This window comes from Faecalibacterium sp. OM04-11BH, from assembly GCF_003482185.1.
Lineage (GTDB): Bacteria > Bacillota > Clostridia > Oscillospirales > Ruminococcaceae > Faecalibacterium > Faecalibacterium tardum.
In genome coordinates this window covers 34310-56201 of sequence record NZ_QULS01000002.1, presented here as the reverse complement: position 1 = coordinate 56201, position 21892 = coordinate 34310, and the positions used below count along the sequence as shown (strand labels likewise).

Genomic DNA, 21892 nt, shown 5'->3' with positions numbered 1-21892 from the left:
GGTTAATTTTTGCGGTCAGCCGTTCAGGCTGCCCTTGAGGGTCTTTTTCAGCTCGTACAAAAAGTTCAGTGCTTCAATGGGAGTAAGCGTTTCCACATCCACAGCTTCCAGCTTTTCCATCATTTCGCTGGGCACTGCCGGGGAATTGTACTCCTGCAAGGCGTCAAAATCCATCTGCTCCACCTTGTTTTTGGGAGCAGAGGCTTCCAGCGTGCGCAGTACCTCGTGGGCACGGCGGGTCACGCTGCCGGGCAGACCGGCCAACTTTGCCACCTCGATGCCGTAGCTGTCATCGGCGGGGCCGCGCACGATGCGCCGCAGGAAGGTGATGTCCTCGCCGCGCTTTTTGACCGCGATGTTGTAATTTTTTACGCCCTCCACGGTGCCTTCCAGCTCGGTCAGCTCGTGGTAATGGGTGGCGAACAAGGTCTTGCAGCCCAGCCCCTTGGCGGGGTCTGCGATATGCTCCACCACGGCGCGGGCGATGCTCATGCCGTCAAAAGTGGAGGTACCACGACCGATCTCGTCCAGCACCACAAGGCTTTTGGCGGTGGCGTTTTTCAGAATTTCGGCTACCTCGGTCATCTCCACCATAAAGGTGGACTGACCTGCGGCAAGGTCGTCCGAGGCGCCGATGCGGGTGAAGATGGCGTCCACCACGCCCACATGGCAGCTGGCAGCCGGCACAAAGGAGCCGATCTGTGCCATCAGGGCAATCAGAGCATTCTGACGCATATAGGTGGATTTACCCGCCATGTTGGGGCCGGTGATGATCAGGCAGCGGTCGGTGGTGCAGTTGAGGGTGGTATCGTTGGGCACGAACATACTGCCCTTGAGCACCTGCTCCACAACGGGGTGACGTCCCTCGGTGATGGTCAGCACATCGCTGTCGTCCACCACGGGGCGGCAGTAGTTGTTTTCCGCAGCGACCTGCGCCAGCGCAGCCAGCACATCCAGCTGAGCAATGGCGTTAGCGGTGCGCTGGATGCGGTCCAGCTGGGCACCGATGCTTTCCAGCAGTTCGTCAAACAGGCGGCGCTCCAGCGAGATGAGCCGCTCGTGTGCGCCAAGGATCTTGCTTTCCAGCTCCTTCAGCTCCTGTGTGATGTAACGCTCGCCGGAGGTGAGGGTCTGCTTGCGGATGTAGGTCTCCGGCACAAGGTTTTTGTAGGAGTTGCTCACCTCAATGAAGTAGCCAAACACATGGTTATAGCCGATTTTCAGCTTTGGAATGCCGGTCTCCTGCCGCAGACGGGCTTCCAGCTGTGCCAGAACGCCCTTGGTGTTATCGCGGATGGAGCGCAGCTCGTCCACCTCGGCGTGGTAGCCCTTGGCAATAACGCCGCCATCCTTGAGGGTGGAGGGGGCATCCGGGTCTATTGCGGCGTAAATGCGCGCCTTGATATCCTCCAGCGGATCGATGCCGGCGGCAAGCTCGGAGAGTTCCGGGCAGCTGCAGCCCTCAGCCTGCTTGCGCAGGCCGGGCAGACGGTCACAGGTCTGGGCAAGGGTGTAGATCTCCTTGGGGGTTGCAGAGCCGTACACCGTGCGGGTCATCAGGCGCTCCATATCCGCGATGTAGTGCAGTTCTTCGGTCAGGTCGCCGCGCACCATGGTCTGGCGCACCAGCGCCTCCACAGCGTTCAGGCGGTGGTTGATGAGCGGGCTGGAAATAAGCGGCTGCTCGATCCAGCTGCGCAGCATCCGCTTGCCCATGGCAGTGCTGGTCTTATCCAGCACCCACAGCAGGGTGCCGCGCTTTTCGCGGCCGCGCAGGGTCTCGGTCAGTTCAAGGTTTGCGCGGGTGACCGGTGAAAGCCGCATGAACTGGGCTTCGTTATAAGTAATGACCGTCTTTAACCGCTCCACGCCCTTGATCTGGGTATCGTGCAGATATTCCAGCAGCGCAGCCATGGCAAAGCGCACAAGGCCCTCGGCAGCTATGCCGGTGGTCTGCGGCCAGTCCCGGCCAAACTGTTCTTCCAGCGCAGAGGCCACCAGCCCCGGCGCATAGCGCTCGTCCTCAACCAATTCCACCGAGCAGCTCATGTTCTTTTTGATGTAGGCGGTCACCTCGCGGCAGTCCAGCAGACCGGGGTTCAGCAGCACCTCACTGGGGTGGTAGCGGCACAGCTCGGTAATGACCGCCGGGGCGATCTTATCCGCTGTCAGTTCAGTGATATGCGCTGTACCGGTGGAAACATCCGCAAAGCACAGGCCCGCCTTTTTGCCCTTGAGGTACAGGCTGGCAATGTAGTTGTTGCGGTCGTCCTGCAGCATGCTGCTCTCGATGACCGTACCGGGGGTAACCACACGGATGATGTCCCGCTTGACAAGGCCTTTTGCCTTGGCGGGGTCCTCCACCTGCTCGCAGATGGCCACCTTATAGCCCTTAGCGATCAGGCGCGCCACATAGCCCTCGTAGCTGTGGAAGGGCACGCCGCACATGGGGGCACGCTCGGCAAGGCCGCACTGCTTGCCGGTAAGGGTAAGATCCAGCTCCCGGGACGCCGTGACGGCATCGTCGAAGAACATCTCGTAAAAATCGCCGATGCGGTAAAAAAGAATTTCGTCCTTGTGTTGGTTTTTGATCTCAAGATACTGCTGCATCATGGGCGAAAGCTCTGCCATGGTTTTTCCTCTTTCCCTTGTATGGTTCCGTCAGCCGGTTTGCGGGCTGTAACCGCCGGTGCAAACAAAACGCGGTCTGTGTTGCACAGCCGCGTTCCGATGAAAACTCTGCTTAGTGGCAGCCGCCGCAGGTGGAGCAGCTGCCGGTGCAGGAGGCAGAAGGCTCCTGCACGGTCATGGGGTCGCCGCCGTTCATGGCGGTGTTGATGATGGCGTCGATATAGTTGACCAGGTTCTCGCACTCGCGCTTGGCCTCGTTATATGCCACCATACCCTCGTTGCCCATGATCTGACCGTAAAGGCTGTTCACCTTCTCGTTCAGCTCAGCGATGCGGGCATCGTCGCGCTCGTTCTTGCCGATCTCGTTGTTCAGATCCATGCGGGCCAGATTGAACTCGCCGATCAGGTTCTGCAGCTCCTCATCCTTATCGTTTGCCTTGCGGGCCTGATCCAGAATGACGTAGCGGGGGTCGGTCTGCAGTGCCATAGCGGCACGCTTGAAAAGATCAATGCAATCCATGATTGGGTTCTCCTTGTTATTTTTTATTCTTTCTGGGGCAGTTTGCCCCGGAATCACGTTTTTATGCTTCCAGCTCACCCAGCAGCACGGTGGCGCGGGCGCCGGTAAGATGTACAGTCGCGTAGCTGCCCAGCAGTGCCGGGTCGGCGGCAAACTCCACGGTCAGGTTATTGTCCAGCCGGCCGGAAAGGGTACCTTCATTGCGCCCAAAGCCCTCCACCAGCACCCGGACGGTCTGCCCCACCTGCGCCTTGACCAGCGCCATGGCGATCTCGTCCTGCGTTGCCAGCAGGCGGGTCATGCGGTCGGTCTTTTCCTTGCGGGGGGTGGGGTCCGGCATTTCGGCAGCCTTGGTGCCGGTGCGCTTGGAGTAGATAAAGGTGAACAGCTGCATATACCCCACCTTGCGCACCAGTTCCAGCGTTTTTACAAAGTCCTCCTCGGTCTCGCCGGGGAATCCCACGATGATATCACTGGAGAAGGTGATGCCGGGCACGGTCTTGCGGGCGTAATCGATGAGCTCCAGATACTGTTCCACCGTGTAATGGCGGTTCATCTGCTGCAAAAGCCGGTCGGAGCCGCACTGCACCGGCAGATGCAGGTGCTTGCACAGCTTCGGCTGGGCGGCAATGGTATCAATGAGCTTATGGCTGGCGTCCTTGGGGTGGCTGGTCATAAAGCGGATGTGATAATCGCCGGGCACGGTGCACAGCAGGTTGAGCAGGTCGGAGAAATCGATCTGCTCCTCCAGCCCCTTGCCGTAGCTGTTCACGTTCTGACCCAGCAGGGTGATCTCCTTATAGCCCGCCTCCACAAGGCTGCGGAACTCGGCAAGGATATCGCCGGGCTTGCGGCTCTTCTCGCGGCCGCGGACGTAGGGCACGATGCAGTAGGTGCAGAAGTTATCGCAGCCGTACATAATGGGCAGCCATGCGCGGAACTCGCTCTCGCGCCGGATGGGGATGTTCTCCACGATGACCGGACGCTGTGCGGGGTCCAGCAACACCCGCTTATGCTTTTGCAGCTTCTGGGCGATCAGCTGCGGCAGGGTGTCGATGCCGTCCACGCCGAACACCAGATCCACATAGGGGTAGCTCTTGCGCAGCTTTTCCACAACATGCTTCTGGTTGGCCATGCAACCGCACAGGCCGATGATCAGGCCGGGCTTTTTTTCCTTAAGGCCCTTCAGCGCGCCCACGTTGCCGAACACCCGCTGCTCGGCGTGCTCACGCACAGCGCAGGTGTTGAACAAAATCAGGTCGGCATCCTCGGGCTTATCGCACAGGCCGTAACCGATATCTACCAGCACGCCTTTAATGCGCTCGCCGTCGTTGACATTCTGCTGACAGCCGTAGCTGTGCACAAAGGCCAGCGGCGGGGTGTCGTAGGTCTGCCGCACCAGCTCGGCGGCAACGGTATTATGTTCAAAGTTAATGTATTCCAAGCAAACCATCCTTCTCCGCCGGGCAGGGTAGCCCCGTGCGGCGAAACTCTATTTTCTGCCATTCTATAAAAGACACTCTTTAGTATACCCTGTTTGGCCGCTGCGGGCAAGAGGAAACACGCAAATTTTATGCCTGTTCTGCCGTTGCTTGTTCCGCAGCCTGCCTGCGGCAGCACTCTTCGCACACGCCCAGCAGCACCACGGCACAGTCCTGCACCCTGCCCTTCTGGTTTTTGACCAGCTCCATCACCTGTTTTCCGTCCACCTCTGCATCGGTGACGCCGCCGCAGACGGTGCAGTACAGGTGGCTGTGCCACGGCAGGGTGTGGTCAAAGCGGTCTGCTTTGCCGGGAATGGACACCCGGCGCACCCGCCCGGCTTCCACCAGACTGTTCAGGTTGCGGTATACGGTGCCAAGGCTCAGATTCGGGCACTCCTGCGCGGCTTTATCGTAGATTTCTTCCGCAGTCGGGTGGTCGCACAGCTGCTGCACCGTCTGCATGACAAGCTCCCGCTGTTTTGAATAACGCATATCCATCCTCCTTTTTCACACGGTTCAGACGTTTTCTTCCCCTTTGATCTTTGCCCAGTACGCCCGGGCGGCCTGTTCGGTCTTGTTGTCGCCAAAGGTGTAGTACTTGGTATCCTTCAGCACATCCGGCAGGTACTGCTGCTGTACCCAGTGGTTTGCGTAGCTGTGAGCATATTTGTAGTTCTGCCCCTTCACCAGTGCATCCTCGCCGTCAAAGTGCTTGTTTTGCAGCTGGCGTGGGATGGGGCCGGTGCGCCCGGCCTGCACATCCGCAATGGCTGCGTTGATGGCGTCGTGGGCGCTGTTGGATTTTGGGCTGGTAGCCACCAGAATGACCGCGTCCGCAAGCGGCAGACGCGCCTCCGGCAGACCCACCATGTTGGCAGCATCCACCGCCGCCTTGACGATGGGAATGATCTGCGGGTAGGCAAGCCCCACATCCTCGCAGGCGCACACCATCAGGCGGCGGCAGGCAGAGGGCAGGTCTCCCGCTTCCAGCAGCCGTGCCAGATAGTGCAGCGCCGCGTCCGGGTCTGACCCGCGCATGGACTTCTGATAGGCGGACACGATGTCATAGTGGTCGTCGCCCTCCCGGTCGTAGCGCATGGCGGTGCGGCGGGTGACCTGCCGGATCATATCCAAGGTAATGCGCTTTTCTCCGTTTTCCACCGGCGCTGCCGTGACCGCAAAGTCCAGACAGCCCAGCGCCTTGCGCAGATCGCCCCCGGCGCTTTCGGCCAGATAGGCACAGGCGTCCTCGTCCATGCATACCGGCACCTGTTCCCCTTCGGAAAGGCGCTGCACGGCGTTGCGCACCCCGCGCTCCACGTCCGCTGCAGCAAGGGGCTTGAACTCAAACACCGTGCAGCGGGAAAGCAGCGCGTTATAGATGTAGAAATAGGGGTTCTCGGTGGTGGAGGCGATCAGGGTGACGCTGCCGTCCTCGATACATTCCAAAAGGCTCTGCTGCTGTTTTTTGTTCAGGTACTGGATCTCGTCCAGATATAGCAGAATGCCGCCCGCCGCTGCCAGCGTGCCGATATCCTTGAGCACTGCCTTGATATCCCCGGTGCCACAGGAGGTGCCGTTGAGCTTGTGCAGGGTCATGCCGCTGTTCTCGGCAATAATGCGTGCCACCGTGGTCTTTCCGGTGCCGGAGGGGCCGTAAAAGATCATGTTGGGAATGCGCCCGCTCTCGATGGTGCGGCGGAACACCCGCTCCGGAGCCAGCAGATGCTGCTGCCCGCACACATCTGCCAGCGTTTTGGGACGCAGGCGCTGCGCAAGTGGTTCATTCATGGTGGTTTCTCCTTTCCTGCCCGCAAGGCACTTTTTATATAGTATAGCGCATTTAGAAAAGGAGGACAAGGGCTTTTCTGAAAATCATTCTCAGATAATGCCCTGCAAACATTTACAAATCCTGTCAAACATGGTATGATTCAGGTATTCCCTTTTAAAGGAGGTTTGTCCCATGCCGGTACGGAAAAAAGCCCCGGAGGATCTTACCGAAAAAAAAGCGCTGGCGCTGGAGGTCATCCGGCGTCTCAAGGCCGAATACCCGGATGCTGGTTGCACCTTGGACTACGACCACGCATGGCAGCTGCTGGTCAGCGTGCGGCTGGCCGCCCAGTGCACGGATGCCCGGGTGAACATTGTGGTGGAGGAGTTGTTTGCAAAATACCCAAGCGTAGCGGCACTGGCTGCCGCCGAGCCGGAGGACATCGAAGCCATTGTCAAGCCCTGCGGACTGGGACACTCCAAGGCGCGGGATATCTCGGCCTGTATGCGGATGCTGCGGGATCAATACAACTGCCGTGTGCCCAATACCTTTGAGGAATTGCTCGCTTTGCCCGGCGTAGGGCGCAAGAGCGCAAACCTCATCATGGGGGATGTGTTCGGCAAGCCCGCCATCGTTACCGACACCCACTGCATCCGGCTGTGCAATAAGATCGGCCTTGTGGACGGCATCAAGGAGCCGCAAAAGGTGGAGATGGCCCTGTGGAAGATCATCCCGCCGGAGGAAGGCAGCGACCTTTGCCACCGCTTTGTAATGCACGGCCGTGCGGTGTGCAACGCCCGCAAGCCGGAATGCGAAAAATGCTGTTTGAAGGACATCTGCCGCACCGCCCGCGAAACCGCCGGGCAGCAGGCAGAGCCATAATTTTTAAGGAGGTATAAACTATGATCACTTTAACGATTTTGCTCATCGTTGCCCTGCTGTTCGTGCTGGTGGGCTGCCTGACCGGCCTGCTGACGCTGGTGGGCGTGCTGGCCTCCCTTTTTGTGGGCGTGCTGGTGGGCGCATTGGCCGGATATCTGGCCGGGCGCTTTATGGGCACGGAAACTTCCCTTGGCCGTAATATCCTGATGGGTGTGCTGGGCAGCTTTGTGGGCGAGTTTTTGTTCGGCCTGCTGGGCATCCACGCTTCCGGCAGCTTTTCTTCTTTTGCCATCTCGGTGATCGGTGCCTGCATCTGCATCTGGATCGGGCAGAAGATCTCCAAGTAAGTTTTTTGTAACAATACGCCGCCGCGTTCTGCCGCCGGAGTTTCCGGGCAGGGTGCGGCGGCTTTTTTATGGGCGTTCTGCCGGATAAACGCTGCCCGGGCTGTGCAGGCCGCCGAACTTTCTGCCAATTCTTGACAGGCATTCCCTGCCGTTGTATCGTTGACCCAGAAACGGAGGCTTCAACATGGAAAAAGCACTTGCACATATTTCCGAGGACGAAACCCGCACCCAGACCGTCTACGAACATCTTTCCGGCACAGCGCGCCTTGCCGGAGCTTTTGCCGCACCCTTTGGTGCCGCACAGGAGGCTGAATACGCCGCGTGGCTGCATGATATCGGCAAATACAGCGCCGCCTTTCAGCAGCGGCTGGCGGGCGGTGCTGCAACCGACCACTCGACCGCCGGTGCACAGGAAGCGATGAAGGGCTGTGCGCCCCACGTTCAGGCCGCCTTTGCCGTAGCCGGGCACCACACCGGTCTGCCGGATGGCGGCAATCGAAGGACAGCCGATGCCGCTGACGCTACCCTGTTCGGGCGGCTAAAAAAACCGGTGGAGCCTTACGATGGCTGGCGCGAGATCACCCTGCCCCAGAGCGCCCCGCCGGACTGGGCAAACCGCGACCCGCTGGATTTTGCATTCTTCACCCGGATGCTCTACTCCTGTCTTGTGGATGCGGATTTTATCGACACCGAAACTTTTATGAACGGGCAGGCCGCGCCCCGGGGCAACAGCACCACGCTTTCTTCTCTTCTGGAAAAGGTGCGTACCAAGGCGGCTGGCTATCTTGCGGCACAGAGCACCTTGCCGGTAAGCAGCCAGCGCAATGCCGTGCTGCGGGCTTGCATGGAGAAAGGTGCCCACGGCGCACCGGGGCTGTATACCCTCACCGTGCCCACCGGCGGCGGCAAGACCTTTGCCTCCCTTGCCTTTGCGCTGGAACAGGCCGCTGCGCAGGGCATGAAGCGGGTGATCTATGTGATTCCGTATATGTCCATCATCGACCAGACTGCCGCTGTTTTTGCAGACCTTCTGGGCGCAGAAAACGTACTGGCCGATTACTCCTGCGCAGACTACAAAAGCCTTGAGCGGGAAAACCTGACCCCGGCACAGTACCGCCAGCTGCTGGCCAGCGAAAACTGGGATGCACCTGTTGTGGTGACCACTGCGGTGCAGTTTTTTGAATCGCTGTACGCCAACCGCAGCAGCCGCTGCCGCAAGCTGCACAACATTGCGAACAGCGTGATCATCTTTGACGAAGCGCAGACCCTGCCCACCAGTTATCTGCTGCCCTGCGTCAGTGCTATTGTGCAGCTTGTGCGGCATTACCACGCCACCGCCGTGTTATGCACCGCCACCCAGCCCGCATTAGAGCCCTATTTCCGGCAGTTTGCGCCGGAGCTGCCCTTGCAGGAGATTGTGCCGGACACTGCCACTTTATACACCACCCTGCGCCGCACCACCCTTTGCGATGCCGGAGAGTTGACGCTGGAAGCGCTGACTTCGCAGCTCTGCGCACTGCCGCAGGTGCTGTGCGTAGTGAACCGGCGCAAAACGGCGCAGGAAGTGTACGCCGCCTTGCCTGCCGAGGGCAGTTACTGCCTGACCACGCTATTATGCGCCGCAGACCGCCGCCGCCAGCTGGCAGAGATCCGGCAGCGGTTACGGGAAAGCCTGCCCTGCCGGGTAGTGTCCACCTCGCTGATCGAAGCCGGTGTGGACGTGGATTTCCCCGCCGCATACCGGGAGCAGTGCGGGCTGGACTCCCTTTTGCAGACCGCCGGGCGCTGCAACCGCGAGGGACACCGCAGCGCAGAAGAGAGCCTAGTATACCGTTTTAAGCTGGAAGGCTGCGGCGTACCACAGATGCTGTGCCAGAACGTACACGCCATGCAGTACGCAGCAGGCTGCACCTCAGCGCTGGACAGCCCGGAGGCGGTCAGGGCTTATTTTAAGGAGCTGTATTTTGCGCGGGGTGAGGCCGCACTGGACACAAGCAACATTCTGGACGCCCTGCGCAAAGGGATCTCGGGCTGCATTTTCCCGTTTGCACAGGTGGCTGAACAGTTCCATCTGATCGAAGCCCCCACCCGCACCGTTTACCTGCCCATTGGCGAAGGAAAAGCCCTTTGCGAGCAGCTGCGCAACGGAACTGTGAGCCGCGCACTTTACCGCAAGCTGGGTGCTTACAGCGTAGCCTGTTATGCCCAGCAGTTTCAGGCACTGGAATCTGCCGGAGCGTTGGAACCACTGCCCAATGGCAGCGCTATCCTGACTGACAGCACCCTGTACGACCCTAAGACCGGGCTTTCCATGGACGTGGAGACCGGAAAAGGTCTGTTTTTCTGACAAAAAACTAAAAATAAGGCAAAGAAAAAACACAAAAGTCCTTTTTATTGTATTTTATTTATTGTAATATAATACCAAGTAAATGAAGAAACGGCAAAGCATCTGTCGCTCTGCCGTTTCCCCGTCATACATCCATGATCTACTAATTATTTCTATCCACATCCCAGTGCGCACACCGGATGACAGCAACAGTATACGAAAAAAAGCATTAAATTGCAAGTTTCCCATTGTATTATTGATTAAATTGTGTTATTCTAGGCTCAGAAACGCTTATACATCCATTATATAGTAATTGAATTATAGAAAGAGGTGGTTTATGTGGGCAAGTTTTCTCTTTGTCTGAAGATTCAAATAAACAATGAAAGGAGGTGGTGTTCATGTCTATGCTGATCGAGGTCTGGGGCGACTACGCCTGTTTTTCAAGACCCGAGATGAAAACCGAGCGTGTATCCTATGACATCATGACGCCCTCGGCGGCACGCGGGCTGGTGGAGGCCATCTACTGGCACCCGGGCATGAAGTACCATATCGACCGCATCTATCTGCTCAAGCCGGTGCAGTTTGCCAGCATCCGGCGCAATGAGGTCAAGGCTACCCTGCTGTCCTCGTCGGCGCTCAGTGCAGCCAAGGGCGGCGAGGTGCCCATGCTGTGCACGGCAGAGCACCAGCAGCGTGCCGCGCTGGTGCTGCAAGATGTGCACTACGTGATCGAATGCCATTTTACCATGACCGAAAAAGCCGCACCCGGCGATAATCCGGGCAAATTTCAGGACATCCTGCGGCGGCGGCTGAAGAAGGGGCAGTGCTATCACCAGCCCTGCTTTGGCTGCAGGGAGTTTCCGGCAAACTTCCGGGAATGGCACGGCAAGGCTGAAGAGATCCCCGCACTGCCGCTCACGCAGGATCTGGGCTTTATGCTGTATGATCTGGACTACTCCGACCCGGAAAATATCCGCTCCCAGTTCTTCCGGGCAAAGCTGGAAAACGGCGTGCTGGACTGCCGGGATGTGGAGGTGTTTACATGATCTTACAGGCACTTACTGCCTATTACGAGCAGCTTGTCCGGCAGGGCAAGCTTTCTGCCCCCGGCTGGGATGACAGCTTTAAGGTGAGCTATGAGCTGCGGTTGAATGACGCCGGGCAGCTGCTTAGGGTCGTTCCCCTTCTCACCGAAAAGACCGTGGGCAAAAAGACAGTCCTTGCCCCGCGTGCCATGCGCGTACCGGCACATGAAAAGCGTTCCTCCGGCATTGCCGCCAACTTTTTGTGCGACAACTCCACCTATTTGCTGGGCGCAGACGAAAAAGGCAAGCCGGAGCGCTCTGCGGATTGCTTCAAGGCCTGTGCCAAATTGCATCACACCATTCTGGACGGCGTAGACAGCCCCGCAGCCCGGGCGCTCCTTGCTTATTTTGACAGCTGGGATCCGGCGCAGGCTGCCGCGCATCCCCTATTGGCTGAGCAGTGGAAGGAGATCACCGGCAACGCCAACCTGATTTTTGGCTACGAAGCTGCCGACCACAGCCACAGTTTTGCCAATGATGACCCCGCCATTCAGAACGCATGGCAGATGTATTACAACGACCGCACCACAGGTGCCGCTATGGTGCAATGCCTCGTCACCGGCAAGGAAGCGCCTGCGGCGCTGGTGCACCCTTCTATCATGGGTGTGCGGGATGCTCAGAGTTCTGGCGCGGCACTGGTGTCCTTCAACGCACCCGCCTTTTGCTCCTACGGCCACGAGCAGGGCGAGAACGCCCCCATGAGTGAGTATGCAGCCTTTGCCTATACCACTGCGCTGAACCGCCTGCTTGCTGACCGCGACCACTGCAAGCACGTTGGCGATACCGCCATTTTGTGCTGGGCAGAAAACGCAGAGCCGGTCTATCAGGATGCCATGAGTATGTTCCTGTTTGGCGCAGACGAAGCCGCAGGCATTCAGGAAAGCGATGTACAGGCTGCGCTAAAGCGGCTGTCTGCCGGGCAGACAGTGCCTTTTCTGGAAAAAGAGCTTTCGCCCGACCAGCACTTTTATCTGCTGGGTCTGGCACCCAACATCGCCCGTTTGTCCGTGCGGTTTTTCCTGCGCGACACCTTCGGCAGCTTTGCGCAAAATCTGCAAAAGCACGCCGAGGAAATGGCAATCGACTGCTCGGAAAAAGAAAAGTTCCACACCCTGCCCATCTGGGCTGTGGTAAACGAGACCACCCGCACCGTGCCAGGACAGCCCGCAAAGCCGTCGCCGCAGCTGGCAGGCGACCTGCTGCGCGCCGTGCTGACCGGCGGGCGTTACCCCGCTACCCTATTGAACGGTGTGACCCTGCGTATCCGTGCCGAGCAGAATGTGACCCGCGGCCGGGCTGCTGTGATCAAAGCGTATTACCTGCGTAATTACTCTACCGAACTGAACAAGGAGGTCTATACTGTGAGCCTGAACGAAACCACCAATGTCCCCTATCTTCTGGGACGGCTGTTCTCTGTGCTGGAGGCTGTGCAAAAAGCTGCCAACCCCGGCATCAACACTACCATCAGGGACCGGTATTTCAACGCCGCCTGCGCCACGCCGGGTATGGCCTTCCCCACCCTGCTGCGGCTGAGCCAGAAGCATCTGCGCAAGCTGAATGACGGCCTTGCCACCCACTACGATAAGCAGATCACCGAACTGATGGCACAGCTGCCGGAGAGCGGTTTTCCTGTCCGGCTCAGTCTGCCGGATCAGGGTAAATTCACCATCGGCTACTACCACCAGACCCAGAAACGTTACGTCAAAAAGAACGAGGAGGAATAAAAAATGTCTGCACCTATCAAGAACCGCTACGATTTCGTCATTCTGTTCGATGTAGAGAACGGCAACCCCAACGGCGACCCCGATGCCGGTAATATGCCCCGCATCGACCCCGAGACCGGCTACGGTCTGGTGACCGATGTCTGCCTGAAGCGCAAGATCCGCAACTATGTGGAGACGCTGAAGGAGGACGCCCCCGATGCCGACAATTACCGCATCTATGTCAAGGAGGGCGTACCCCTGAACCGCAGCGATGCCGAGGCGCTGGAGCACAACGGTCTGACCCCCAAGGACGACCTGAAAAAGGCCAAGAAAAGCGACCCGGATATCGACCGCAAGCTGCGGGATTATATGTGCGAACATTTCTACGATATCCGCACCTTCGGTGCCGTGATGACCACCTTTGTCAAGGGTGCGCTGAACTGCGGCCAGGTGCGCGGGCCGGTGCAGCTGAGCTTTGCCCGCTCTGTTGACCCTATCGTGCCGCAGGAGGTGACCATTACCCGCGTAGCCATCACCACCGAGGCAGACGCTGAAAAGAAGAACAGTGAAATGGGCAACAAGCATATCGTGCCCTACGGCCTGTACCGTGCCGAGGGTTACGTTTCTGCCAATCTTGCCCGCAAGACCACCGGCTTCTCGGAAGAGGACTTGCAGCTGCTGTGGCAGGCTATCCTGAATATGTTCGAGAACGACCACAGTGCTGCACGCGGCAAGATGGCCGTGCGGGAGCTGATCGTGTTCAAGCACGATTCCGAGCTGGGCAATGCGCCCGCCTATAAGCTGTTCGATGCCGTTACCGTGGCGCACAAGGCCGAGGTGGTCGCGCCCCGCAGCTATCAGGACTACACCGTTACGGTGGCCGACACCCTGCCGGAGGGTGTACACTGCGAGAGGTTTCACTGATGGACGCGCCGGATGACTACCTGCAAATGTCCGGCATCCAGCATTTTGCCTTCTGCCGCCGCCAGTGGGCACTGATCCATCTGGAGCAGCAATGGGCAGAAAATCTGCGTACCACCGAAGGACAGCTGAACCATGCCCGCTGCCACGATGACACCCGCACCGAGCGCCGGGGCGATTTGCTGATCACTCGGGGAATGCGGGTGACCAGCCACCGGCTGCGGATGTCTGGCAACTGTGACGTGGTGGAGTTCCGGGCTTGTGCGGATGGCATCCCACTGCAAAGCACCCCCGGGCGCTGGCAGCCCTACCCGGTGGAGTACAAGCACGGCCACGCAAAGGAAACCGATGCCGACCGGCTGCAATTATGCGCACAGGCCATGGCGCTGGAGGAAATGCTGGTGTGCCATATCCCGGAAGGGGCGCTGTATTACTGCGAGACGAAGCGGCGGGAGGTCGTACCTTTTACCGACGAATTGCGCAGCACCACCCGGCAGATAGCGGACGAAATGAACCAGTATTTTGCCCGCGGCTACACCCCAAAGGTAAAGCCCGGCAAGCACTGCAACGCCTGTTCCCTGAAAGAGCTCTGTCTGCCGATGCTCTGCCAGAAGGCAGACGCCAAGGCTTATCTGCGGCGCTATCTGGACGAGACGGCCACGGAGGTGACACCATGCGGCAATTCCTGAACTCCCTGTTCGTCCTCAGCGAGGACGCTTACCTCACGCTGGACGGCGAAAACGTTGTGGTCAGCCGTGGAAAAGCTGAGGTCGGGCGGGTGCCGCTGCACACGCTGGAAAGCATCCTCTGCTTCAGTTACGCCGGTGCCAGCCCTGCGCTGATGGGCAAATGCGGGCGCATGGGCGTCGACCTGAGCTTTTATACCCCGCGCGGACGCTTTTTAGCGCGCACTGTGGGCGAGGAACGCGGCAACGTATTGCTGCGGCAGACCCAGTACGCCGTTGCCGCCAGCGAGGCGCTCAGTTGCAGTTATGCCCGCAGCTTTATTCTGGGCAAGGTTTACAATGCCCGCTGGGTGCTGGAGCGCGCCACCCGGGACCACCCGCAGCGGGTGCCCGTGGACGAATTGAAACAGACCAGCGCACAACTGGCGGCTGCCCTACCGCTGGTGGAAGGCTGCGAGGATCTGGAGCAGCTGCGCGGGCTGGAGGGCGAAGCTGCACAGCGATACTTCGACCGGTTCAACGCGCTGATCTTACAGCAGAACGATGCTTTTGTGTTCACCTGCCGCAGCCGCAGACCGCCGCTGGATAACGTGAATGCGCTGCTGTCCTTTGCCTATTCCCTGCTGGCCAGCGATTGCGCCGCCGCGCTAGAGGGTGCCGGGCTGGACCCTTATGTGGGCTTTCTGCACCGCGCCCGTCCCGGGCGGCGCAGCCTTGCACTGGATCTGATGGAAGAGCTGCGCACCGTTCTAGCTGACCGTTTCGTGTTGTCCTGTATCAACCAGAAAGTGCTGAATGCAAAGCACTTTGAAAAGCAGGAAAACGGTGCCGTTCTGCTGACCGAGGAGGGACGCCGTGCATTCCTGAACGCATGGCAGCAGAAAAAGCGCGAAGTCATCACCCACCCGTTTTTGAAGGAAAAGCTCTGCTGGGGGCTTGTGCCTTATGTGCAGGCGTTGCTACTGGCGCGCACTCTGCGGGGCGATTTAGAGGTTTACCCTCCGTTTTTCTGGAAATGAGGTGCAATCATGCTGGTACTGATCACCTACGATGTAAACACCGAGACCTCCGCCGGACGCAAGCGGCTGCGCAAGGTTGCCAAGAAGTGCGTAGATCATGGGCAGCGGGTGCAAAATTCCGTGTTCGAATGCCTGCTGAACGCTTCGCAGTACGCAGTTCTCAAAGCAGAGCTGACCGCCCTGATCGACCCTGCCTTGGACAGTCTGCGGTTCTACCAGCTGGGCAACAACTACCAGACCAAGGTCGAGCACGTTGGACTGCACCCAGAATTTGCCCAAGACAGCGTGCTGATCTTTTGATGTCCGGCCAGTGCGAATCGGCAGCACACATGGTTTTCCGGGACGCTTCGCACCGGAAAACCAGCCGTTTGCGCGAGTAACGGTGTGATTTTGCGGTTTGGTTTGCAGACATCTCTTTGCAATTTGTGCAGAGAGGTGTATAATGAGACAAAAGCAGGGTGTTTTCTCTCTGTTTTTGCTGTCGCCCTCCTCGCGGAGGGCGTGGATAGAAATTTTCTGCCTACCCCATCGCCGGCTTTTCCGCCGCCGTCGCCCTCCTCGCGGAGGGCGTGGATAGAAATTCACAGTTTGTATAGACCCGGTACGCTGTATAGTGGGTCGCCCTCCTCGCGGAGGGCGTGGATAGAAATCTCCTTTGTTTTAGGCTCTGTTTTTGGCTCTTCCGGTCGCCCTCCTCGCGGAGGGCGTGGATAGAAATGGCTGTTTTGCTGTTGCTTTATCGATTGCTTTATGTCGCCCTCCTCGCGGAGGGCGTGGATAGAAATTGCATTGCTTCGCATTTTGCCACTTACACGGTTTGGTCGCCCTCCTCGCGGAGGGCGTGGATAGAAATAACTCGGATGTCTGCTGCCATCCCTCTTATGTGGGTCGCCCTCCTCGCGGAGGGCGTGGATAGAAATAAGGCCTTGCTGGTAACTGTGGTTATGGCGTACACGTCGCCCTCCTCGCGGAGGGCGTGGATAGAAATAAGCAGTTCATGGGAGAAATGGACGAAACACCATGGTCGCCCTCCTCGCGGAGGGCGTGGATAGAAATGCCTACCCATGCGTAGCATTTTGCTACGTTGTCCCGTCGCCCTCCTCGCGGAGGGCGTGGATAGAAATACAAAAAGCTTTGAAGAGCACGGTTTTGTGATTGGAGTCGCCCTCCTCGCGGAGGGCGTGGATAGAAATGTTATAGCCCAGCTCCTGCGCCATCTGGTTTGTGCGTCGCCCTCCTCGCGGAGGGCGTGGATAGAAATCATTATCCCAGCGGCCTTTTGCACGGTTGAGGATGTCGCCCTCCTCGCGGAGGGCGTGGATAGAAATGCCGATGTCTGCTCCCGATTTGGCATCCCGACTGGGTCGCCCTCCTCGCGGAGGGCGTGGATAGAAATTGGTACTGGTCGATAAGGCCTTGCAGCTCATAGTGTCGCCCTCCTCGCGGAGGGCGTGGATAGAAATAAATTGTGCAGTAAAGGCCAGCACTTCGGCCCTGGTCGCCCTCCTCGCGGAGGGCGTGGATAGAAATTTGGCCTGCATCGTTGATGCTGGTAAAGAAAATCCGTCGCCCTCCTCGCGGAGGGCGTGGATAGAAATATCTTGCCGTTGTGGCTGTAAGTGACGGGGCCGGTGTCGCCCTCCTCGCGGAGGGCGTGGATAGAAATCATCCAGTATTTTGTTGTTTGCTCTGCACCTATGGGTCGCCCTCCTCGCGGAGGGCGTGGATAGAAATCAATGCTTGCAGATGCTCCTGTTGGTGCGCTTGTGTCGCCCTCCTCGCGGAGGGCGTGGATAGAAATCCAGCTTTTTGCAGTTTTAAATTGCTTTGCGCTGGTCGCCCTCCTCGCGGAGGGCGTGGATAGAAATTTTGGCTCGTGTTGCCTTACAGTCGGATGCCGCCGTCGCCCTCCTCGCGGAGGGCGTGGATAGAAATTTTTCGAATCCAGGTGAAAAAACACGAAAACAATAGTCGCCCTCCTCGCGGAGGGCGTGGATAGAAATGCCCAAGGCTGCAAGTCTCGGGTCGTAGTATGTGAAGTCGCCCTCCTCGCGGAGGGCGTGGATAGAAATAATGTTTGTGCCGGATTGACTTCCGCTTTCCGAGGTCGCCCTCCTCGCGGAGGGCGTGGATAGAAATAATGTTTTTGTTACTTTGTGATAATTTTGTAACGTCGCCCTCCTCGCGGAGGGCGTGGATAGAAATTGCGCTGTTGTAGTTCATCGCTACACTGTTTTTGTCGCCCTCCTCGCGGAGGGCGTGGATAGAAATATCGCTACACTGTTTTCGATGTGATTGTATACGCCGTCGCCCTCCTCGCGGAGGGCGTGGATAGAAATATCGCTACACTGTTTTCGATGTGATTGTATACGCCGTCGCCCTCCTCGCGGAGGGCGTGGATAGAAATACTGTGTACGGTTTTCCTGTGTTTGCGTTACCGTGTCGCCCTCCTCGCGGAGGGCGTGGATAGAAATAATGGCCTGCTGGGCTGTATGAACAGATGCAGGAGGTCGCCCTCCTCGCGGAGGGCGTGGATAGAAATCCCTCGCCGGTTGCGGCGTAGGTGCTCCGGCGCGGCGTCGCCCTCCTCGCGGAGGGCGTGGATAGAAATCCCCGCAAATCCCCTCAAAAAGAAAAAATCCCTCTGTCGCCCTCCTCGCGGAGGGCGTGGATAGAAATCGAGCAGGAATATCATCCCGAACCCGGACAATGAGTCGCCCTCCTCGCGGAGGGCGTGGATAGAAATCAATACCTTTGCCTCGACCGCTTCAACGGTCTTACAGGTCGCCCTCCTCGCGGAGGGCGTGGATAGAAATATGCCCCGAACGTTTACGGATACCTTACTGCTGAACGTCGCCCTCCTCGCGGAGGGCGTGGATAGAAATATCAGCCCATACAACCCGGTGCCGCACTATAACGGTCGCCCTCCTCGCGGAGGGCGTGGATAGAAATATCTTCCAGCCGGCACTGATACTTGCCGATCAGAGTCGCCCTCCTCGCGGAGGGCGTGGATAGAAATTGCGTTGCTTCGCATTTTGCCACTTACACGGTTTGGTCGCCCTCCGCGAGGAGGGCGTGGATAGAAATACAAGTGGTTTTTATTGACGACTATCTAGTATCTGTCGCCCTCCGCGAGGAGGGCGTGGATAGAAATAGAGACGAAAACGTGGACAACGCGGCAACTATAAGTCGCCCTCCGCGAGGAGGGCGTGGATAGAAATATCTCGTCATGCAAGGCGTGATAGATTTCGTCAAGGTCGCCCTCCGCGAGGAGGGCGTGGATAGAAATAACAAAAAGCTCAGAAGACGCCAAGAGACGGCAAAGGTCGCCCTCCGCGAGGAGGGCGTGGATAGAAATTCGAGAATCTGCATCATGATGTGGATAGCCTGTTGTCGCCCTCCGCGAGGAGGGCGTGGATAGAAATAGCTTTAGGACGTTCGCCTGTGCTGTTGCGATCATTGTCGCCCTCCGCGAGGAGGGCGTGGATAGAAATAACAAAAAGCTCAGAAGACGCCAAGAGACGGCAAAGGTCGCCCTCCGCGAGGAGGGCGTGGATAGAAATTCGAGAATCTGCATCATGATGTGGATAGCCTGTTGTCGCCCTCCGCGAGGAGGGCGTGGATAGAAATAGCTTTAGGACGTTCGCCTGTGCTGTTGCGATCATTGTCGCCCTCCGCGAGGAGGGCGTGGATAGAAATACAGGTAGTTTTTATTGACGACTACCTAGTATCTGTCGCCCTCCGCGAGGAGGGCGTGGATAGAAATACAGGTAGTTTTTATTGACGACTACCTAGTATCTGTCGCCCTCCGCGAGGAGGGCGTGGATAGAAATGCAGATCGTTGATTGTTGTTGCAGTGACTGTGCTTAGTCGCCCTCCGCGAGGAGGGCGTGGATAGAAATGGTCTGGCTCCCAGAGGGAGCGCCTGCGGCGCTCCGTCGCCCTCCGCGAGGAGGGCGTGGATAGAAATAAAAAATCGCCTATGCCGCCAGTAGATGGCCGGGTCGCCCTCCGCGAGGAGGGCGTGGATAGAAATTGGCCTGTTGGTGCTCCTGCTGGTCGGCTGGCTGTGTCGCCCTCCGCGAGGAGGGCGTGGATAGAAATAACTGGCGCAGATTGGTCTAACACACTAGACCTTGCGTCGCCCTCCGCGAGGAGGGCGTGGATAGAAATTATTTCTCCCATGAAATACTTAAAATTGTCCCAGAGTCGCCCTCCGCGAGGAGGGCGTGGATAGAAATTCCTTTTTTACAGTCTGATTCCGCCGCGCATAGGTCGCCCTCCGCGAGGAGGGCGTGGATAGAAATCTTGTCGGTGTCCGGTATCCGCTGTTTATGTGTACCGTCGCCCTCCGCGAGGAGGGCGTGGATAGAAATGGATTGCCTGTTTGACGTCTTTAATTGAGATGAGCGTCGCCCTCCGCGAGGAGGGCGTGGATAGAAATCGAAAACAATACGTCTGGACAAAAGACGAAAAAGGTCGCCCTCCGCGAGGAGGGCGTGGATAGAAATAAGCAAGCTATTGCGATGCGCAGAATATGCTGTGGTCGCCCTCCGCGAGGAGGGCGTGGATAGAAATATTTGGAATGCGTTTAAGTGCGGCGCGCGGCACTCGTCGCCCTCCGCGAGGAGGGCGTGGATAGAAATATGGGAGAAGTAGAAGCAACGCCCTGGATGCCGGTCGCCCTCCGCGAGGAGGGCGTGGATAGAAATATTTGGAATGCGTTTAAGTGCGGCGCGCGGCACTCGTCGCCCTCCGCGAGGAGGGCGTGGATAGAAATTTGATAACGTACTGTGAAACCTCTTTCAGCTGCCTGGTCGCCCTCCTCGCGGAGGGCGTGGATAGAAATGTTGCAATCATTCTGTGATATTCGTGGATGTTTTGTGGGGTCGCCCTCCTCGCGGAGGGCGTGGATAGAAATCATATAGCCTGAACTTGGGACTCGTGTAGTCCTCAGTCGCCCTCCTCGCGGAGGGCGTGGATAGAAATCGTTTCAACGGCCCAGTCTTTTTGTAGTCATAAATCGGTCGCCCTCCTCGCGGAGGGCGTGGATAGAAATATCACAGTAGATCGGCACCAGATCGCCCTCGTTGTCGCCCTCCTCGCGGAGGGCGTGGATAGAAATTGTCTGAATGGCAGAAGAAAAAGCCCGCCACCCGGTAGTCGCCCTCCTCGCGGAGGGCGTGGATAGAAATCAATGACCGGTAACGCAGCAGTGAGCCTGTACGAGTCGCCCTCCTCGCGGAGGGCGTGGATAGAAATTCGTACTATGACCCGATGCTGGCAAACCTGGGCGAGTCGCCCTCCTCGCGGAGGGCGTGGATAGAAATTTTGCACACCGAGTATACCACAAACAACCCTCAGGGTCGCCCTCCTCGCGGAGGGCGTGGATAGAAATAACAGTGCAGGGACTACAAGACAGACGTGGATAGTCGCCCTCCTCGCGGAGGGCGTGGATAGAAATTTAAAAAGCTATGGTAAAATCGCAGCGTCCGAAACATCCTGCGGTCTGCCGTTATTCACATACGGGTTATACCAGACATTCTGGAATATGCATCCTTCGATCCAAATGTTTTCGCACCAAATGCTCTCGCCGTTCTCCATGCGTCCCCGCAGCCGGATGCCGCAGGTCCATATTTTGTTTACACCGTTCGGGTTGATGCCTTCCCATGTGCAGTTGACGAACCAGATGTTTTTGCACCCCTCCAGCACCATGTTCGCGCCCTTCCAAAAGATCACGTTCCGAACTTCCAGATCTTCAACGTTGTTGACGATGATCTCAAAGTACTTATACTTTTTGTTTCCTCCGTCCACCACGCAGTTGCTCTGGCTCAGCGCCGCCGTCTGTGCACTTTCTGCCTCGCCCTTTGCCTGCTGCACGCTGTCCGCAGCGGCGGCCTTGGCTTTCTGTGCCTCTCCCGCTGCACCTTCTGCCCTGTCCGCCGCGCTCTGCGCGTCCTTTGCCTTCTGGCTTGCCGTGTTCGCCGCCCCCAGTACCTGCGCCACAAAGGCCTCGTACTGGCTCGGGGTGATCTCGGTGTCCCCGTCCGCGGTAAAAGTCTCGTAGCACTCGTATCGCGCAGGCCTTGTCATGGCACAGTATCCGTTGCCGTCCATTGCCCGCAGCATCCACAGCCCCTTTTCGCTGGAGGTGAACATCCTGTCCACCTCCAGACACCTGTCCTCTCCCAGCAGCACCGGCTGCGGCAGCGTGCCGTCCAGCTGCTGCACATGCACCGTCACCGCCATACCGGCCCATTCCTCCGGCAGCTCAAATTCCAGTGTCTCCACCCCGGTGCTGCCCTCGCCGCCCAGCTTCAAAACCTTCTGCTCCGGGCAGTACTCTGCCCCGCTAAAGGTTCTTTTCACAATTCTTACCAGCATCTCCCGGCCTCCTTTCCTGTGTCCAGTCTACCGCATCCCGCTTTGCAAAACACCTGCGGACATTCTTACACAAAACACACCCCGGCAGCTGTCCCTTCTCAGCCGCCGGGGTGTTCGTCTTTGTTTGTTATTG

Annotated in this window: 15 protein-coding genes and 1 CRISPR repeat array; of the genes, 9 read left to right on the top strand and 6 right to left on the bottom strand. The window is 58.1% G+C overall.

The features are described 5' to 3' along the window. Window positions 1-15 precede the first annotated feature (15 nt). The 5 genes from mutS to DXB44_RS02000 form a co-directional block, all read right to left on the bottom strand. Complete coding sequence (gene mutS, locus DXB44_RS02020; RefSeq protein WP_118657560.1) at window positions 16-2631, bottom strand: DNA mismatch repair protein MutS; 2616 nt, start codon at window positions 2629-2631, stop codon at window positions 16-18. A gap of 112 nt (window positions 2632-2743) precedes the next feature. Then, a complete protein-coding gene (locus DXB44_RS02015) occupies window positions 2744-3151 on the bottom strand; it encodes a YlbF family regulator (protein WP_005925591.1) in 408 nt (135 codons plus the stop codon). 61 nt (window positions 3152-3212) lie between these two features. Beyond that, on the bottom strand, window positions 3213-4604 hold the full coding sequence (miaB, locus tag DXB44_RS02010) for a tRNA (N6-isopentenyl adenosine(37)-C2)-methylthiotransferase MiaB (protein ID WP_118657559.1): 1392 nt from the start codon (window positions 4602-4604) through the stop codon (window positions 3213-3215). Between the two features lie 118 nt (window positions 4605-4722). After that, complete coding sequence (locus tag DXB44_RS02005; RefSeq protein WP_118657558.1) at window positions 4723-5127, bottom strand: transcriptional repressor; 405 nt, start codon at window positions 5125-5127, stop codon at window positions 4723-4725. A 24-nt stretch (window positions 5128-5151) separates the two neighbouring features. Further along, window positions 5152-6426 (bottom strand): replication-associated recombination protein A, encoded by a 1275-nt coding sequence (locus DXB44_RS02000; RefSeq protein ID WP_118657557.1) that lies wholly within the window; start codon window positions 6424-6426, stop codon window positions 5152-5154. Between the two features lie 172 nt (window positions 6427-6598). On the opposite strand from DXB44_RS02000, the gene nth reads away from it, so the two are divergent. The 9 genes from nth (at window position 6599) to cas2 (ending at window position 15675) form a co-directional block, all read left to right on the top strand. After that, window positions 6599-7288 (top strand): endonuclease III, encoded by a 690-nt coding sequence (nth, locus tag DXB44_RS01995; RefSeq protein ID WP_118657556.1) that lies wholly within the window; start codon window positions 6599-6601, stop codon window positions 7286-7288. 20 nt (window positions 7289-7308) lie between these two features. Beyond that, window positions 7309-7635 carry a GlsB/YeaQ/YmgE family stress response membrane protein gene (locus DXB44_RS01990; protein ID WP_118657555.1) on the top strand — a complete coding sequence of 109 codons (327 nt, stop codon included), beginning with the start codon at window positions 7309-7311 and terminating at the stop codon, window positions 7633-7635. A gap of 184 nt (window positions 7636-7819) precedes the next feature. Further along, the gene (gene cas3 / locus DXB44_RS01985; RefSeq protein ID WP_118657554.1) at window positions 7820-9982 is read left to right on the top strand and encodes a CRISPR-associated helicase Cas3'; all 2163 of its coding nucleotides are present in this window, start codon (window positions 7820-7822) and stop codon (window positions 9980-9982) included. A 377-nt stretch (window positions 9983-10359) separates the two neighbouring features. Next, on the top strand, window positions 10360-11007 hold the full coding sequence (gene cas5c, locus DXB44_RS01980) for a type I-C CRISPR-associated protein Cas5c (RefSeq protein ID WP_118657553.1): 648 nt from the start codon (window positions 10360-10362) through the stop codon (window positions 11005-11007). After that, window positions 11004-12770 carry a type I-C CRISPR-associated protein Cas8c/Csd1 gene (gene cas8c, locus DXB44_RS01975; protein ID WP_118657552.1) on the top strand — a complete coding sequence of 589 codons (1767 nt, stop codon included), beginning with the start codon at window positions 11004-11006 and terminating at the stop codon, window positions 12768-12770. Before cas5c ends, cas8c begins: the two co-directional genes overlap by 4 nt. Window positions 12771-12773: 3 nt before the next feature. Beyond that, window positions 12774-13673, top strand: coding sequence for a type I-C CRISPR-associated protein Cas7/Csd2 (cas7c, locus tag DXB44_RS01970; RefSeq protein ID WP_118657551.1), 900 nt, complete (start codon window positions 12774-12776; stop codon window positions 13671-13673). Continuing rightward, on the top strand, window positions 13673-14359 hold the full coding sequence (cas4, locus tag DXB44_RS01965; RefSeq protein WP_118657550.1) for a CRISPR-associated protein Cas4: 687 nt from the start codon (window positions 13673-13675) through the stop codon (window positions 14357-14359). Before cas7c ends, cas4 begins: the two co-directional genes overlap by 1 nt. After that, complete coding sequence (gene cas1c, locus DXB44_RS01960; protein WP_118657549.1) at window positions 14344-15375, top strand: type I-C CRISPR-associated endonuclease Cas1c; 1032 nt, start codon at window positions 14344-14346, stop codon at window positions 15373-15375. Before cas4 ends, cas1c begins: the two co-directional genes overlap by 16 nt. A gap of 9 nt (window positions 15376-15384) precedes the next feature. Beyond that, the gene (cas2, locus tag DXB44_RS01955) at window positions 15385-15675 is read left to right on the top strand and encodes a CRISPR-associated endonuclease Cas2 (RefSeq protein ID WP_055184225.1); all 291 of its coding nucleotides are present in this window, start codon (window positions 15385-15387) and stop codon (window positions 15673-15675) included. A gap of 180 nt (window positions 15676-15855) precedes the next feature. Continuing rightward, window positions 15856-20839: direct repeats of the CRISPR family, unit length 33 nt; unit sequence GTCGCCCTCCTCGCGGAGGGCGTGGATAGAAAT. Window positions 20840-20847: 8 nt separating this feature from the next. On the opposite strand, the gene DXB44_RS01950 is transcribed toward cas2, so the two are convergent. Beyond that, entirely contained in the window at window positions 20848-21759 is a 912-nt protein-coding gene (locus DXB44_RS01950; protein WP_118657548.1) for a hypothetical protein, read from the bottom strand. Between the last annotated feature and the right edge of the window lie 133 nt (window positions 21760-21892).

Coding starts and splice junctions, on each gene's coding strand:
- cas1c (WP_118657549.1), top strand. CDS start 14,344: ATGCGGCAATTCCTGAACTCCCTGTTCGTCCTCAGCGAGGACGCTTAC.
- DXB44_RS02015 (WP_005925591.1), bottom strand. CDS start 3,151: ATGGATTGCATTGATCTTTTCAAGCGTGCCGCTATGGCACTGCAGACC.
- cas7c (WP_118657551.1), top strand. CDS start 12,774: ATGTCTGCACCTATCAAGAACCGCTACGATTTCGTCATTCTGTTCGAT.
- cas2 (WP_055184225.1), top strand. CDS start 15,385: ATGCTGGTACTGATCACCTACGATGTAAACACCGAGACCTCCGCCGGA.
- cas5c (WP_118657553.1), top strand. CDS start 10,360: ATGTCTATGCTGATCGAGGTCTGGGGCGACTACGCCTGTTTTTCAAGA.
- miaB (WP_118657559.1), bottom strand. CDS start 4,604: ATGGTTTGCTTGGAATACATTAACTTTGAACATAATACCGTTGCCGCC.
- cas3 (WP_118657554.1), top strand. CDS start 7,820: ATGGAAAAAGCACTTGCACATATTTCCGAGGACGAAACCCGCACCCAG.
- DXB44_RS01950 (WP_118657548.1), bottom strand. CDS start 21,759: ATGCTGGTAAGAATTGTGAAAAGAACCTTTAGCGGGGCAGAGTACTGC.
- cas8c (WP_118657552.1), top strand. CDS start 11,004: ATGATCTTACAGGCACTTACTGCCTATTACGAGCAGCTTGTCCGGCAG.
- DXB44_RS01990 (WP_118657555.1), top strand. CDS start 7,309: ATGATCACTTTAACGATTTTGCTCATCGTTGCCCTGCTGTTCGTGCTG.
- DXB44_RS02000 (WP_118657557.1), bottom strand. CDS start 6,426: ATGAATGAACCACTTGCGCAGCGCCTGCGTCCCAAAACGCTGGCAGAT.
- nth (WP_118657556.1), top strand. CDS start 6,599: ATGCCGGTACGGAAAAAAGCCCCGGAGGATCTTACCGAAAAAAAAGCG.
- cas4 (WP_118657550.1), top strand. CDS start 13,673: ATGGACGCGCCGGATGACTACCTGCAAATGTCCGGCATCCAGCATTTT.
- mutS (WP_118657560.1), bottom strand. CDS start 2,631: ATGGCAGAGCTTTCGCCCATGATGCAGCAGTATCTTGAGATCAAAAAC.
- DXB44_RS02005 (WP_118657558.1), bottom strand. CDS start 5,127: ATGCGTTATTCAAAACAGCGGGAGCTTGTCATGCAGACGGTGCAGCAG.